The sequence below is a fragment of the Cognatiyoonia sp. genome (assembly GCF_965661665.1).
Classification (GTDB): domain Bacteria; phylum Pseudomonadota; class Alphaproteobacteria; order Rhodobacterales; family Rhodobacteraceae; genus Cognatiyoonia.
The window spans coordinates 75,857-76,186 of record NZ_CBFIEO010000015.1 but is presented as its reverse complement, the minus strand read 5'-3'; the positions used below and the strand labels follow the sequence as shown (position 1 = coordinate 76,186).

General features: G+C 53.0%; 1 pseudogene. It reads right to left on the bottom strand.

Features of this window, described 5'->3' with window-relative positions:
* Nucleotides 1–291: pseudogene (locus ACTF5F_RS10950) on the bottom strand (TRAP transporter large permease subunit); the annotation flags it as partial.
* Between the last annotated feature and the right edge of the window lie 39 nt (nucleotides 292–330).

Below are 330 nucleotides of genomic sequence, written 5' to 3'. Positions count from 1 at the left end.
AGCAAAAGAGATCAGGATTGTTGGTGGCATCAATCCGGCAAAGAACTCGTTCCAGAGATCGGAGAAGTAGAAATTCCCTTCGGCTGATGCGCTGTAGATCGGTCGCGCCAAAATCGCCAACAGGACGATGAACGCACCAAAAACGATTGACCAGATCGGCCATTCCCCGCTGGCACCCATATTCGCAACAATCATGTAGAGGTGGAACAACACAGCGATTGGCAAAGCGAAGCGCAGGACGCTCAGGCTTTTGTAAGCGCAGTAGGCCAGTGCACTGGCTGCGATGAACACGATGAGGCCTCCAAAAGGAACGTAGCTGAAGGAGCCACC